The following is a 14,099-nucleotide window of genomic DNA, read 5'->3' on the forward strand; positions in this document are numbered from 1 at the left end:
TCGTCGGACACCCCGGCGGTGGCGTCGGCGATCTTCTGCACGCGGGCAACATCCAACTCACCGCGGGAGAACGCGTCCCACACGTTCGGCAGGCGCCGGGACAGGGTCACGCCGAGGCTGATCAACGACGATGCGTGGTACGGGGTGATGACCAACGCAGGTCCGAGTTCGGCTTCGAGCGCGTCCCAGGGGTCGATCGAGCTGTACTCATCGTTGAGTGCGGCGATGTCCTCGAAGCGCGAGAACAGTTCCGAAACATAGGCATGCTTGCGTGCCGAGACGGCGGACTCGAATCGGTGCAGGGCGGCGACGGTGCCAACGAGATGGTCGGTGGATAGGTAGGGGTCGGGCAGAGCCGCATCAAGCTCGCCTATCAAACGGTCGAACATGACTCGATCATATGTTCGACCTCTGACAAGTAACGGCCCTGACCAGCACCGATGCTAAACATAGTGCGATCTTTGTCATGAATTGTTGGTCGAAGTTGGATGGTTCTCAGAATCACTGGGAGACTGGATAAATGCAGGAATCCGACGTGCCGTTTGCGCCGGGCCGGGTTCTCGCGGGGAGATACCGCATCGAGAGACGCATCGCTCGCGGGGGAATGGCTGACGTTTACGCGGCAATTGACCCCGTTCTGAGCCGCAAGGTCGCCATCAAGGCGTTCCGACTCGACACTTCTTCGACCGCCGATCATCGACGAATCGATCGCGAGATTCGAATGCTGGCGTCGTTGCGCGATCCGGGTCTGGTGACCGTTTTCGACGCTGGTTTCGTCCCCGACGGCGCCGGGGGTGAGTCGCCGTTCCTTGTCATGGAACTGATCGAAGGCCCGACGCTCTCGGACCGGCTCAAGGGCAAGCGCTTGTCGTTGAACGAGATCGCTCGGCTCGGCGCAGAAGTTGCCGCAACGCTCGTCTATGTCCACAAGATCGGCATCGTCCACCGGGACATCAAGCCCGCGAACATTCTTCTCGACCCCATCCCTGGCGGTTTTCGCGCGAAGCTTGCGGACTTCGGCATTGCCCGGCTCGTCGACTCGACTCGGTACACGGCGGTCGGAGCCGCCGTCGGAACGGCGAACTACGTCAGCCCGGAGCAGGCGTTGGGGGAGCGTATCGGTCCGCCGAGCGACATCTACTCGCTCGCGTTGATCCTCATCGAGTCGATGAGCGGGAGCGTCGTTTTCCCGGGTACCGGTGTCGAGGCCGTGAGTCCGCGACTTCACCGCGATCCGACGATGCCCAAGGGATTGTCCGCCGATTGGGTGCGCTTGCTCGAACGCATGACGGCGCGCAAACCTGGCGATCGGCCGACAGCTGCGCAGGTGGCGCAGGAACTCACGGCGCTCGCGCAGGGGAGCCCGCAGACGCCGGTTCCGCCGCCGCCGACCGCAATCCTCACCCCTCCGCCGGCCAAAACGACGGCATTCGCGACCAAGATGGCCGAGATCAAGGCGCCTCGCACGCTCCCGAAGCGTCCGCTTGCGATCGCGGCCGCAGTGATCGTCGCCGCGGTGTTGGGACTCGGACTGTGGGCCGTGATCCCGTCGTCCGATGATGTTCCAACGCCGACGTATCCGACCGTCGACGGACAACTGGGAGTGCATCTCGGTGAGCTCGAGGGGGCGATTCCATGATTCGCCGAATTCTCGCCGTCTGCCTCGTCGCACTAGTGGCCGGATGCGGTAGCGGAACCGTCGATGCCGACACCCGCGACCTCCTCCGCAATGACATGACCGCAGTGGCGACGGCCGCCGCGTCGAAGGATTACGCCAGTGCGAAGTCAGCGCTGGCAAAGCTTCTTGATGACACCGAGGCCGCCTATCGGGCCGGCAAGATCAGCAGCTCACGTCGGTCAGAGATCGTCGACGCTGCGGCAAAGGTCAAGGCCGACCTCGATGCCGCGACCACGCCGCAAATAACTCTGCCTTTCTCGGTCCCTGGCATCGACATCGGTGGCGGAAACGACGGCAATGGAAACGGCAAGGGTAAGGGCAAAGGCAAGGACAAGTAGCTACGGCGCCAGGGAAACCGGGCTCAGTAGCGACGTCGCGATCATGGCTGCCTTGTCGGCATTCGAGTCGTGAATCGCGTCCGCGAGTTCGAGCATCTCGGCGGTTCGGCGGTACTCGGTAACCAGGAGCGCGATGAACGCTTCGCCTCCCACTGTGTTCGTCACCGCGTCGATTCCGGCGATAAGCGTGTTGAGCGAAAGCCGGTAGGCGATGTTGTCCGCACCGTCGACGAGGTGTGTCCAGTATTTGCGGTTCAGCGCGATGAGTTGCTCGTCGTCGGCGTTCTCGCACAGACCGGCCAGTCGGCGCAGTTCGGCACCGGATTCGGGGGAGCGTTCCGCACACCGGCGCGCGGCGTCGCCGCCGATGCACACTCGCATCTCGAGGATCGAGCGAACCACTTCGAAATCGATCTGGCCGCCGTGGACGAGCATGTCCGGCATGAGGTCGAGGCGACCGCTTTCCCGAACGGACAGCACTCGCGTTGCCCCGCCCTGATTGATTTCGACGAGGTTGGCCTGCTGCAGCCGCTTCATCGCCTCGCGGACCGCGTGCCGGTTGACCGTGAACGTGACGGCCAGGTCCCGCTCCGAGGGGAGCTTGTCCCGGATCTCGCCGCTCAGGATCGCGTCGAGCAGCTGTCGGTAGACCTGTTCGGATACCGGAACAGGGTCTACGCGCTCAAGGGTCACGCGATCAGGATAACAAAATCTTGCTAACTGGTTGACTGGTTGGACCAGTTGCCGCTACCTTAATCGGCATGGACATCTCGACCCTGCTGATCTGGCTCGCGATCCCGGTTTTCGTCCTGGGTATCGCGGCCGAGTTCATTTACCTGAAGGTCAACGGCAAGCCGTTCGACTACCGTGACTCCGCCGCCAGCATCACCACTGGCCTCGGATACCAGCTCCTCAACATCCCGTGGGCGCTCGCCGAACTGGCGATCTTCGCGTGGATCTCGTCGCTGATTCCGTGGGAAATCACCGGATGGCAGGCCTGGGTCGTCGCGCTCATCGGCGTCGACTTCGCGTACTACTGGTACCACCGGACGCACCACGAGATCCGCCTGTTCTGGTCGGTGCACGTCGTCCACCACTCGAGCGAGAACTACAACCTGACCGTCGCGCTGCGTCAGCCGTGGATGGTTGCCACCACGCTGCCGTTCTTCATCCCGCTGGCGTTCCTCGGCATCGACGGCCGGATCATCGCGGCCGCCTACGCGATCAACCTGCTGTACCAGTTCGGCATTCACACCGAGGTCATCGACAAGATGTGGAAGCCGATCGAGTTCATCTTCAACACGCCCAGCCACCACCGCGTACACCACGGCTCGCAGAGCCAGTACCTCGACCGCAACTACGCCGGTGTCCTCATCATCTGGGACCGCATGTTCGGGACGTTCGAGCCCGAGGGCGAGCGCGTGGTCTACGGCCTCACGAAGAACATCAACACGTACAACGTCGGAAAGATCTACACGCACGAGATGGTCGCCATCTGGAACGACGTCAAGAACGCGTCGAAGTTCTCGGACAAGTTGGGCTACATGTTCCGAGGTCCAGGCTGGCAGCCGGCGAAGGTCGCCGTGTCGGCTTAGTCTCCACTCGATCCATGGCCTTCCGCAACGTGCACCTGATCAGGGTGCGGGCTGCGGGAGGCCATTAGTCATTTCGCCGCGCAGGCCGGCGCCGGAGCGTCGATCGCGAGCTTCGAGCCCTTCGGAATGATGTAGGTGACGTACATCTCGACGGGCACGGTGCCGAGGTTCCGGCCGATGTGGACGTTCTGGTTGCCCTCCGGCTCGAGGATCGCGTCGCCGGCCTTGCTCACCTGTTCGGTGCAGTCCGCGAACTCCCGCGTCAGGGTGCCTGCGGTGATCGTCGCGATGAGTTCGCCGTTGTGATAGTGCCAGCCGGTGTCCGAACCGGGCGCGATGGTGATCTTGCGGAACACCACATCGGTCTCTCCGGTCGACTCAGCGTCGATCCCGGCGGGCGCGAAACCGGTGGCGAGGACGGTGCCGGTGACGCCGTTCTTCGTGACGGTCTGGCCCGACGACGACGCGGCTGCTGCGGACGTCGATGAGCTGGTCGCCGAGGTTCCCGGCTCAGTAGTCGAACTACAGGCGGCGGCCAGTCCGGCAACCGCGAGTACTGCAAGGAATCGGGCTCCGGACATGACTCCTCCTAGACCTGGTAATTCGCCTTGTAGAACGCGGCGATCTCGTGGCTGACAGGGTCGACGATGTCGTCGTAGGCGTCGGTCTTCGACAGGAAACCCTTGATGAACGGGCAGATGGCGACGATGCGCAGTCCGTCCGCACGGGTCTGGTCGAGAGCGTTGCTCGCGAGGATCTTGCCGAGCCCGCGTCCGCCCCATTCCTCGCCGATCTCGGTGTGGAAGAAAACGCGCTTGCCCTCGAGCTCGAAGAACTCGGTGAAGCCGGCGACGGCCTCATCGACCGTGACTTCGAAACGGCCTTCGGCCTTGCGGACTGCGATCTGCTCGCTCACCAAACCTCCGGGTTCTCGTGGCCTTCGATGACGATGTCGGCACCGCGACGGGCGAACAATCCCACCGTAACGACACCGGGTACTTGGTTGATGGCCTGCTCGAGCATCACCGGATCGGTGATCTGCAGGCCGTGGACGTCGAGGATGAGGTTCCCGTTGTCGGTCACGAATCCCTCGCGCAGCACGGGATTGCCGCCGAGTTGGGTGAGCACGCCGCCGACCAGCGCCAGGCCCATCGGAATCACCTCGACCGGCAGCGGGAAGGTGCCCAGCACCGGCACTCGCTTGCTCGGGTCGATGATGCAGACGTAGGTGTCGCTGGCTTCGGCGATGATCTTCTCGCGAGTCAACGCGCCGCCCCCGCCCTTGATGAGGTTCTTCTTCGGGTCGCACTCGTCCGCGCCGTCGACGTACAGCTGCAGGGGGCCCGATTCGTTGAGTTCCAACACCGGAATGCCATGGGCCTTCAGCTTTTTCGTGCTGTCGACCGAACTCGACACCGTGCCCGCGATGCGGTGCTTGATGTCGGCGAGCGCATCGATGAAGTAGGCGACCGTCGAGCCGGTGCCGACTCCCACGATCATGCCGTCTTCGATGAAGTCGATCGCCTTTTCCGCGGCGCGACGCTTGGCCTCAGTCATTCCTCGATCCTTACAGGCTGGCTAGGCCCTGTCTGGCAGACGGGGTATCGATCAGCGGAATGTGGCCGCGACGTTGCCCGGCGCGGTCTCCATGATCAGCGGGAACGCGGCGCGTGCGCGCTTGACGTCCAACGCGTTCGCCCCGAGCGCGTCGAGTTCGGCCGAAGTCGGCGTGAGCACGCGAACGGTCACGCCGGCGTCCCGCAGCTTCTTGACCTCGTTGCCGAGCAGGAAGCGCATGCGCTGGCGCAGTAGGAAGTCGCTGTAGGTTGGCCGTCCGGCGGCGGCCATGGGCGCCACGACGATGACCTCGTCAAGCCCTTGGTCGAGGGCGAGGTGGGCGCTCGTCGACGACGCCACGGCACCGTCCATGTACTTTCGGCCTTCGATCAGGACCGGCGTGAAGACGCTCGGGACCGACCCGGAGGCGCGTACGGCGTCGACGATCCCGCACTTCGGTGCGCCGGGGGAGCCGAACGCGACCGGCTTGCCGTTTTCGCAGTCGACCGCGACGATCCACGTCTTCGGGTGGTTGACCCATTCGCCGGGGTTCGAGTGTGCGGCCAGCGGAGCGAGCCAGATGTCGAGGCTGTGCGTGCCGCGAGGCAGCATGCCGGTGAGGGCGGCCGTCACCGGCACCGCACCCGTGAGGGCGCGCAGGGCCAGCAGCGGATCCGCCGGCAGGCGCGAACCCTTCTCCGACGGGGTCGGCGCCTCGGGCTTCGATCGCAGGGGGTGATCTTCCGGCAACTGCTTCGTCCGCCACGCGACGAGGTCGCTGACCGAGATTCCCTGGGCGAGAAGTGCGGAGATGAGCGCACCCGCGGACGTTCCGACGAACATGTCGGCTTCCCGGGCGTCCCAGCCGAGGTGCTTCTCGAGTGCATCAAGAGTTGCGATCGCCCACTGGAAGCCAGTGTCACCGCCGGCTCCGAGAATGAGTCCGCGCTTGGGAGAACCGTTGGCCGCCATGAGGCTAGACGCTACCGAAGTCGGACACCGATCAGGAACCGGATCGCTTGCGGCGTTTTCCTTCGTGCATCGCGGCGACCCGGGCGACCGGGATGGTGTGGCCCTCGGCGATCAGATCCGCGGAGATCTGTTGTGCTTCGGGCATCTGCTCGGCCCACGGATCGGCATCGCCCAGCAGTCCCGGGGCGGTCTTGATGGTGAAGTCGCGCGGATGAATGTCGTCGAGGACATCCCAGGTCAGGGGATAGGAGACCGTTGTCCCCGGCCGGATGCGCGGGCTGTACGCCGCCACGACCGTTGCGCCGCCGACGCGGGTGGAATCGACGAAGACGCGGCCGCCGCGGTCCGCCTTGATGAACTCGGTGGTCGCGATCTCGGGGTCGAGCTTGGCGGCACGTTCGGCGAGCGCGCGGGTGACGGCCGCGCCGTCATCGAGTGCGAGACCAGTGACCGGAATGAAGATGTGTAGACCTTTCGATCCGCTTGTCTTGACCGCGCCCCGGAGGCCGCACTCGTTCATCGCCTCGCGGACAAGCTTGGCCACGGCGACGACATGCGAGAAGTCCGAACCTTCCGGCGGGTCGAGGTCGATCACCAGATGCGTCTGCTCATCGGACTCGCCCCGAACGAGCGTCGGGTGGTACTCGACCGCGCGTTGATTGGCGAACCAGAGGAGCGTCGGGCGGTCGTCGCACAACGCGTAAGACACGGACCGATGCGATGAATGCGACCAGATGTCAACGGTTTTCAACCACTCCGGCGCGTACTTTGGCACATTCTTCTGCATGAACGGGGCCTGCCCGGGCCGGACTCGGACCACCGACAGCGGACGTTGCGCGAGCACCGGAATGATCCGATCGCTCACGGCATCGAGGTAGTCGACGAGGTCGCGCTTGGTGGCATCGGCGCCGTCGAAAAGTGGTTGATCGAGGTTCGTGAGCGTGACACCCTCACGCTGTTCGGTTGTGCTCACGTCTCCAACGATAGGGAGTGTCAGTGACATCTCACGTTGAAGCACCCGAACAGCGCCGGATTCTGGCCGTGTTGGTGATCGCCCAGATGCTCAGTGGCGCGGGCCTGGCAGCCGGCGTCACCGTGGGCGCGCTGCTGGCGCAGCAGATGTTCGGTTCCGCTGGTTGGGCCGGATTGCCTGGTGCTTTCATCACCGTCGGGTCGGCGACGGCCGCGATTCTGATCGGAAACCTCTCGCAGGCATCGGGCCGTCGACACGGTCTCGTGCTGGGCTATACGGGCGGAGCCATCGGCGCGTTCGGCGTGGTGCTCGCGGCGGTGACCGGCAGTGCGGTCCTGTTCTTCGCGAGTTTCGCCGTCTATGGGGCGGGTACTGCCGCAAACCTCCAAGCCCGTTACGCCGGCGCCGATCTCGCCGAACCGAGTCGTAAGGGGCGAGCCATCAGCACCGTCCTCGTGGCGACGACCTTCGGGGCGGTGGCCGGGCCGAACCTCGTCTCGGTCATGGGCGCGTTCGCCGGGCGGATCGGTTTGCCGGAACTCTCCGGGCCGTTCCTGCTGTCCGGCGCCGCGTATGGCCTCGGAGCCGTCGTCCTGGCGGTCGCGCTTCGGCCGGACCCGCTCCTTCGATCGCGCGAGCTCAGCCTCGGCCACGATGCCACGGATACGGTGGCCGCCACGTCGAGAGCCGGGCTCCGCACGGGTGCGATCGTCATGGCATCGGCGCAGCTCATCATGGTCGCGATCATGACGATGACCCCGATCTACCTGCGGGATCACCATCACGGACTCGGCACCGCAGGATTCGTCATTGGCCTGCACATCGCAGCCATGTACCTGCCGTCACCGCTGAGCGGATACCTCGTCGATCGATGGGGTGCGCAGCGGCTCGCCTATCTCGGGGCGGTGGTGCTGACTGCCGCCGGATTGGTTGCCGCACTGGCGCCGCCGTCCTCGGTCGCGGGGATCGCACTCGCGCTGGTTCTTCTCGGCCTCGGCTGGAACCTGGGCCTCATCGCCGGCACGACGATGGTTGCGCAGTCGACGCCACCCGACGTTCGAGCCCGAATCCAGGGTCGACTCGACATGGTGATCGCGATCTCCGGAGCGGGTGCCGCCTTCGGGTCCGGACCGATCGTGGCCAACGTCGGCTACACCGTGCTGTCGGCCGCGGGGGCAGTTGTCGCGGTGCTCAGCGCACTCGCCATCACGTCACGCGGAGCGCTGCAGAACCTTCGGGCGTGACTTCGCCGCCTGCAGGATCGACGGCGACAACCAGAACAGAATCGTCTGGTCGTACACGAAGTACCGCGGCTCACCGATCCGGTTGTGCACGAAGCCGACCGACAGTCCGTTGCTCGGGTCCGCCCAACCGCCCGAACCAGCGAAACCGATGTGTCCGAAGCCTTTCGGGACTCCGGCGAAGTGGAACGAGTGCAGTCCCAGTCGCCAGTTCATCGGCAGGAAGAGGGTCCTGTCGAGCGAGCGCTGCTGAACACTCGTCACGTTGCGGACAGTCGACGCGGACAGGAGGCGACCACCGGCGGTCTCACCTTCGCACGCGTAGGCGCTGTACATCTTGCCGAGCGCCCGGGCCGTGAGGACGCCGTTGGCGGCCGGCATCTCCGAACGCAGAATCGGTGGCGTCGTGCCGCGGATCAGCGCCTCGAAGTGTGGGACATAGACGGTGTTCAAGAAGCCGCCGACCGGGCCGGGGAGGCGCCGCGCGGCAGCCATGGCGGTCTGCCCGACCGCACCGCCGAACGCTACCTTTCCCACAAACTGAGAGGCCTTCGTGGGGGAGTGAGCCGGCGGTGTGCCCAAGTGGATGCCGTCGTCGTCGATCGGTTCCGCGATCTCCGTGCGGAACAGTTCCGCCATGCCCTTACCGGTGATCGCGCGCGCGATGCCCGCGCACAACCAGCCGTACGTGAGCGAGTGATACGCCGACGCGCCGAAATGGTGGGTGGCCTGCGCAGCGGCGAGGCGTTCCTCCATGAGGCGGTGGTCGAGCATCTCCTCGAGATTCGATGCGACACCGGTCATGAGCCCCAGGCCGGCCTGGTGGGTCAGGACCATTCGGGTGGTGATGTGCCGCTTGCCGTTGGCGCCGAACTCCGGCCAGTATTCAGCGATCGGGGCGTCGTAGTCGAGCAGTCCGCGGTCCGCGAGACGGTGCAGAACGGTCGCGGCGACACCCTTGGTGGCGGAGAACGGAACCGCCGCGGTGTTGCTGTCCCACCGGGTGCGACCGCGATGATCGGCGACGCCCGACCAGATGTCGACGACGGGCGTGCCGTGTTCGTAGATTGCGAGTGCGCCGCCGCCGCGATGACCGGCGAAGAGGCGGCCGAACTGACGGACAGGCGTGGCGAACCGGGCGTCGGCATGGCCGTGCACACCCATGGGAAGGACCATCTGCATCTGACATCACCTCTTTGTGACTACTGATGCCGCGCCACCATTGGCGCAGGTAGTGCCAGATTTACTCCGACTATGAGAGGCCCGCCGCCACTTCCGGCGAATCGGGATCATCTTGAGATTCGTCGCCGTTGAGGCGCAGCGAAGGCGACCCCGAGATCGCATCCCACGCTCCGTCGATCTGGTGTGTCAGGTCGATCTCGAGGCTCTTCTGGATCTCCGGCTTGTTCACTTCGTCGGTGATGTATTTGACGATGTACTTCTTGATCTGATGATCGACCGCCGCGAAGATGCGGAGCAGTGCGCCCCGGGTGCCCTCGTGCTGAACCACGATCTGCACGTCCCGGGTCCGCGGCTTCTCGATCTCGATGAGGATCCGCAGGGGAGAGGCGGCGCGTACCCGAAGGCGAATGTGGATGTCGCCGTCGACGTCGAACTTGCTCGAATCGAGCGTCAGGTTGATCTTGAGCAGCACCTTGATCGGGATCGCGACATCGAAGTGCATCTCGCGGCCCAGCTTGCGATGTACGGCGACATCGCCGAGCGTGACGTCCGCGTCAACCTTCGCGAGGCCACCTGGGCCGACCGGCAGCGGGCCGAACTGGAACGACTGGCCCGACAGTTCACCCACCGAGGCGCGCACTTTGTCCGCGGTCACCGCGTATTCCACGAAAGCACGACCGAACTGCTCATATGAGATGTAGTTCGTTTTGGTCGGTGCCGTCGGCGCCGGCTCGGTGCTCTGCTCTGAGGTCTCCACGTTCGAAATCTTAGGTGTATGAGACAACGGGTGCCGATTAAACGCCTGCAGGGCCCGGCATCAAGCCAGGCCCTGCAGGTCGGAGCGTTGTTCTAGAGGTTGATGATGGCGAAGTACGCGGCGATGACAGCGGTTGCCGCGAGTAGGCCGGCGGACACTCCGAGGACGGCCCGGGTGGCGTCCGGTCCCGACTTCCGCAGTGCCGGAATGCCGAAACCGACGACTCCCACCGCCGCGATCGCTGCGATGGCGAACAGGTACCAGACCTCGGACGGAGTCGGGGTCGGCGCCGGAGTTGCCTCGCCTTTCGCGGTGACCTCACCGGCGGTGACCGTGGTCTCGAAGAGCGAACCGTCGCCGAGAACGAACGACATCGCGTACGGGTGACCCTCGATCCACGGATAGTCGATGATCACGTGCGCGGACGAACCCGCAGCGATCGGATCTTCGGCGCCCTCGAAGTTGGTGTACTGGTCCTGAATGAACAACTGCGCGACGCTGACCGGCTTGTCGCCGTTGTTCTTCAGGTCCATCTCGATCGTGCTCGGGGAGAACGCGGTGTTCTTCGCCTCGATCGTCGCGACCTCGGCGGCCGGTGTGGCTGGCGCCGCGGTGCTCTTCGAATGCAGTGCAGCGCCGAAGACGCCGGTCAGGATCGCCAGCGTGCCGACGAGGAGGCCGGCGATCGCGGCGACCAGCCACGACGGCCGACTGGCGAAGACCGCGTCGACGGATTCGGTGGCTTCTTCGAATGGGTCGTCCAGCTTTGTCTCGGTCATTCGGTCACCTCGAAGAAGCCCATCCAGCCGAGGTCAGCGAACTCGGACTTGTGTGCATGGAACATGAACTTGCCGGCGAAGGGGAACGTGACCTCGAGGATTCCGCGCTGGCCCTGTCCCTGGATGATCGTGTCGGTGAACTCGGAGTGCACCAGGCTCGTACCCGTTGGGTAGTACTTGAAGAAGTTCGCGTGCAAATGGAAGCTGTTGATCGGGTCGTACTCGAGCATGTTGCCGAGGTAGATCCGCACGAGCTTGTTCTTCTTCACCTGGATCGGCGCGTACATGTAGTGGAACGGGATCGCGTTCACGGCGTACATCTGGTTGCCCTCGCCGTCGAACGTCGTGTTCCAGCCGTTCTGGATCATGACCATTTCGTCGGCGTCCGGACGCCCGCCATCTGGGTCGATGATGAGCCCGGCGTACATGCCGCGGGCGATGTGTTCGGCCAGTGGGTTCGCGTGGCAGTGGTACAGGTGGAATCCGAACGGCTCGGCGTCGATCTCGTACGTCGTTTCGCTGCCGGGCGCTACGAGTCCGGCTCCCTGTCCGGGTACGCCGTCCATCTCCGAGGGGTGGATGGAGTGGAAGTGCATCGTGTGCGGGTGCTTCGAGTTGTTGATGAAGCGGATCCGCAGGCGGTCGCCTTCGGTGGCACGCAGCGTCGGTCCGGGAGTGCGACCGTTGAAGAGCCAGGACGGGAACTTGACGCCCGGGGCGATCTCGATGTCCTTGTCGCTCGCGGTGACGGTCCATTCGCGCAGCGTCCGGCCATTCGGCAGCGTGCTGACCTTGCCGTAGTCGAAGTCGCGCAGGATCTTCGTCGGGTCGAATCCGTTGATCGCCGGGTCGACGACGCCGCTGCCCCGGAAGGTGGCACCGGACATCACGCCGTGGCTGTGCGACTCTTCGCTGTGGAGGGGTGCTGCGCCGGCAAGTTGCCGTGCTCCGAACGTGGCGCCGGCTACTCCGAGCAGTGCGCCACCGGCCAAGAATCCGCGCCGAGTCGGGCCGGGGTTCGAGTCAGCTGTCATTGGTATCGGCCTCGCATTACCGCACCTCCTATGGGCCTGGCAGGGCCCATTTTTTCGGTCGTCACAAGTTTCATTTTAGGTGAGGCGAAGTTTAGCCCTCTACACCTAAAACGGTAGCCGCAAAGATGCCGGTATTGCACTCTTCTAGCCAAATTGCGCAGGACACAACGGCTATCGCAAATTGCTCAGGTGTCACACAGTTAGGGAAACCTACGTTCTGGACGTGTCGGCAGGTCAGGCGAGTGCGCCGTGCACCCGCATCGTGACGAGGGTTCCAGCGTCGTTGGTCGAAATGTCCGTCTCGTCGGTCAGGGCTCGAATGAGTGAAATTCCGCGTCCGCGCTGACCGGAATCCGCCGCGGGTGGCTGCCACAAACCGGCGTCCCGAATGGAAACGACGACGTCGTGATTGTCGACGGACGCTTTGATGTCGACGCGACCCGAGTCGACGTTGCGGTAGGCGTGCTCAATGGCGTTCGTCGCCGCTTCGGCGACCGCCAGGACGATGTCGCTGACCTTGGCCGTCTCCACACCGCCGAGGCGGAGCCACGTCGTCAGATCCTGCCGGATCGTGGCGAGGCTGTCCGGAGTCGCCGCGAGGTCCAGGTCCAGCGGGAGCGGTGGCTGTCGGTAGACGACCATCGCGATGTCGTCGTCGTATCCGACGCTCGGCCGCATCCAGGACAGAATGCGATCGGCCAGGACGTCCGGCTTCCGGTTCGCCGAGGTCCGGATCATCGCGGTCAGATCCGAGATGCCGTCGTCGATCGACAGACCGCGCCGTTCGACCAGGCCGTCGGTGTACCAGACCACGGTGGCGCCGGGCGGAATGACGAGGTGGGCGTCCGGTCGGCGACGGCCAGGCACGGCCGCGAGCGGCACACCGCGCCCACCGACGATTTCGCCGAACGTGCCGTTCGGGCCCGCCCACAGCGCCGGCATGTGGCCGGCGCTGCTCGTGGACATCTCGCCGGTGCACGGATCGATGATCGAGACGCAGACCGTCGTGCACAGGGCTCCGGGGATGCGTGCGGCGACCGCGTCGAGCCCTTCGAGTACCGCAGCCGGTCGAACGTCCTGCAGGAGCAGCGCTCGACTGGCGCTTCGCAGCTGTGACATCACCACCGCGGCTTCCAGGCCACGGCCGACGCAATCGCCCGTCACCACGGCAATTCGGTTGCGGGACAGGGAAACTACGTCGTACCAGTCGCCACCGACCTCCAATGGCGAGACAGCCGGCTCATAGCGGAAGGCGAACCCGGCGGGGCGGTCGACCGGGCCGAGCATCGCGCGCTGCAGGGTCATCGAGATGTCGCGCGCCTGCAGGTAATCGGCTTTCTCGCGGGCCCGGGCGAGTTGGTCCGCGGTGACATCGCGAATCGTGCCGACGTACGTTCCGGTACGGCCATGCGGTCCGCGGACCGGGTGCGAGTTGATCGCGACCCAGACCCGCCGACCCGTCTTGTGGGTGATCGCCAGCAGTCGTCGGCCGGTGAGCTTGTACGAGTCGTCGCCGTCCTCGGGAACCCAGGGGTAGGGCCAGTCGAACGGCACTCCTTCGGCGTCGTAGCCAGTGATCGACGCGAACGCGGCATTGATCTCGACGACCGACGACCTCGAATCGGCGACGAAGAACCCGTCCTGCAGCGAGTCGACGAGCGCGGTGCGGAACGCGTCGCGTTCGGCGAGATCGTCGGCGCGAGCCCGCTGTTGCTGGTGCTGTCGCGTCTCGTCGAGGAAGCCGCGGGTCGCGACATCGAGCGCGGCCAAGGTCTGCAGCAGGAATTGCAGTGCGAGTTCTTCGCCGCCGGGCTCCTTGCGCACCTCGGCAAGTAGGCGCATGTGCGTTTCCGCGACCTCGAGAAGGCTGATTCCCTCTTCGAGGAAGAGTCGGCCGAGTTCGTGCCCCGCTTCGAGACTCTCCTCGCTGCGTTCGCGAACGTAGCGGCGCAGAGCTTCGCTGTACGCTGCGGCGAATTTGCTAGCAGGCATG

The 14,099-nt window shown here is 64.9% G+C and carries 16 protein-coding genes; 4 read left to right on the top strand and 12 right to left on the bottom strand.

Annotated elements, in window-relative coordinates; translation table 11 throughout:
- Positions 1-389: DUF222 domain-containing protein (locus F600_RS26380; protein ID WP_040630016.1), on the bottom strand; the 389-nt coding region annotated here is incomplete at its 3' end.
- 131 nt (positions 390-520) lie between these two features.
- On the opposite strand from F600_RS26380, the gene F600_RS0101520 reads away from it, so the two are divergent.
- Together F600_RS0101520 and F600_RS0101525 are read left to right on the top strand one after the other, a co-directional pair.
- On the top strand, positions 521-1,639 hold the full coding sequence (locus F600_RS0101520; protein WP_026306047.1) for a serine/threonine-protein kinase: 1,119 nt from the start codon (positions 521-523) through the stop codon (positions 1,637-1,639).
- A complete protein-coding gene (locus F600_RS0101525) occupies positions 1,636-2,016 on the top strand; it encodes a hypothetical protein (RefSeq protein ID WP_018158814.1) in 381 nt (126 codons plus the stop codon). Before F600_RS0101520 ends, F600_RS0101525 begins: the two co-directional genes overlap by 4 nt.
- Here the strand turns inward: F600_RS0101525 and F600_RS0101530 are convergent, their stop codons facing one another.
- Positions 2,017-2,709 carry a FadR/GntR family transcriptional regulator gene (locus F600_RS0101530; protein WP_018158815.1) on the bottom strand — a complete coding sequence of 231 codons (693 nt, stop codon included), beginning with the start codon at positions 2,707-2,709 and terminating at the stop codon, positions 2,017-2,019.
- A gap of 68 nt (positions 2,710-2,777) precedes the next feature.
- Between F600_RS0101530 and F600_RS0101535 the strand changes: the two genes are divergently transcribed.
- Positions 2,778-3,611, top strand: coding sequence for a sterol desaturase family protein (locus F600_RS0101535; protein ID WP_018158816.1), 834 nt, complete (start codon positions 2,778-2,780; stop codon positions 3,609-3,611).
- Between the two features lie 68 nt (positions 3,612-3,679).
- On the opposite strand, the gene F600_RS26385 is transcribed toward F600_RS0101535, so the two are convergent.
- From F600_RS26385 to F600_RS0101560, 5 genes are read right to left on the bottom strand one after another with little or no spacing between them, the layout of a single operon-like run.
- The gene (locus F600_RS26385; protein WP_018158817.1) at positions 3,680-4,192 is read right to left on the bottom strand and encodes a cupin domain-containing protein; all 513 of its coding nucleotides are present in this window, start codon (positions 4,190-4,192) and stop codon (positions 3,680-3,682) included.
- 8 nt (positions 4,193-4,200) lie between these two features.
- Positions 4,201-4,527, bottom strand: coding sequence for a GNAT family N-acetyltransferase (locus tag F600_RS0101545; protein WP_018158818.1), 327 nt, complete (start codon positions 4,525-4,527; stop codon positions 4,201-4,203).
- Positions 4,524-5,168 carry a ribose-5-phosphate isomerase RpiA gene (gene rpiA / locus F600_RS0101550; RefSeq protein WP_018158819.1) on the bottom strand — a complete coding sequence of 215 codons (645 nt, stop codon included), beginning with the start codon at positions 5,166-5,168 and terminating at the stop codon, positions 4,524-4,526. The genes F600_RS0101545 and rpiA overlap by 4 nt, the downstream gene beginning before the upstream one ends.
- 51 nt (positions 5,169-5,219) lie before the next feature.
- Entirely contained in the window at positions 5,220-6,140 is a 921-nt protein-coding gene (locus F600_RS26390) for a patatin-like phospholipase family protein (RefSeq protein WP_018158820.1), read from the bottom strand.
- A gap of 31 nt (positions 6,141-6,171) precedes the next feature.
- Positions 6,172-7,113 carry a DNA polymerase domain-containing protein gene (locus F600_RS0101560; protein ID WP_018158821.1) on the bottom strand — a complete coding sequence of 314 codons (942 nt, stop codon included), beginning with the start codon at positions 7,111-7,113 and terminating at the stop codon, positions 6,172-6,174.
- A 23-nt stretch (positions 7,114-7,136) separates the two neighbouring features.
- On the opposite strand from F600_RS0101560, the gene F600_RS0101565 reads away from it, so the two are divergent.
- Entirely contained in the window at positions 7,137-8,357 is a 1,221-nt protein-coding gene (locus tag F600_RS0101565) for an MFS transporter (protein ID WP_018158822.1), read from the top strand.
- On the opposite strand, the gene F600_RS0101570 is transcribed toward F600_RS0101565, so the two are convergent.
- The 5 genes from F600_RS0101570 to F600_RS26400 form a co-directional block, all read right to left on the bottom strand.
- The gene (locus tag F600_RS0101570; RefSeq protein WP_018158823.1) at positions 8,325-9,536 is read right to left on the bottom strand and encodes a serine hydrolase domain-containing protein; all 1,212 of its coding nucleotides are present in this window, start codon (positions 9,534-9,536) and stop codon (positions 8,325-8,327) included. The two genes, F600_RS0101565 and F600_RS0101570, sit on opposite strands and share 33 nt — an antisense overlap.
- A 70-nt stretch (positions 9,537-9,606) precedes the next feature.
- Positions 9,607-10,293 carry a hypothetical protein gene (locus tag F600_RS26395; protein ID WP_018158824.1) on the bottom strand — a complete coding sequence of 229 codons (687 nt, stop codon included), beginning with the start codon at positions 10,291-10,293 and terminating at the stop codon, positions 9,607-9,609.
- Between the two features lie 92 nt (positions 10,294-10,385).
- Positions 10,386-11,072, bottom strand: a complete 687-nt coding sequence (locus F600_RS0101580) for a hypothetical protein (protein ID WP_018158825.1) — start codon at positions 11,070-11,072, stop codon at positions 10,386-10,388.
- Positions 11,069-12,106 (bottom strand): multicopper oxidase domain-containing protein, encoded by a 1,038-nt coding sequence (locus tag F600_RS0101585; protein ID WP_018158826.1) that lies wholly within the window; start codon positions 12,104-12,106, stop codon positions 11,069-11,071. The genes F600_RS0101580 and F600_RS0101585 overlap by 4 nt, the downstream gene beginning before the upstream one ends.
- A 234-nt stretch (positions 12,107-12,340) precedes the next feature.
- Positions 12,341-14,098: an ATP-binding SpoIIE family protein phosphatase gene (locus tag F600_RS26400; RefSeq protein WP_018158827.1), complete on the bottom strand. Its 1,758-nt coding sequence runs from the start codon at positions 14,096-14,098 to the stop codon at positions 12,341-12,343.
- Position 14,099: the final 1 nt, after the last annotated feature.

Origin of the sequence: Smaragdicoccus niigatensis DSM 44881 = NBRC 103563, from assembly GCF_000380645.1 — a bacterium.
Lineage (GTDB): Bacteria > Actinomycetota > Actinomycetes > Mycobacteriales > Mycobacteriaceae > Smaragdicoccus > Smaragdicoccus niigatensis.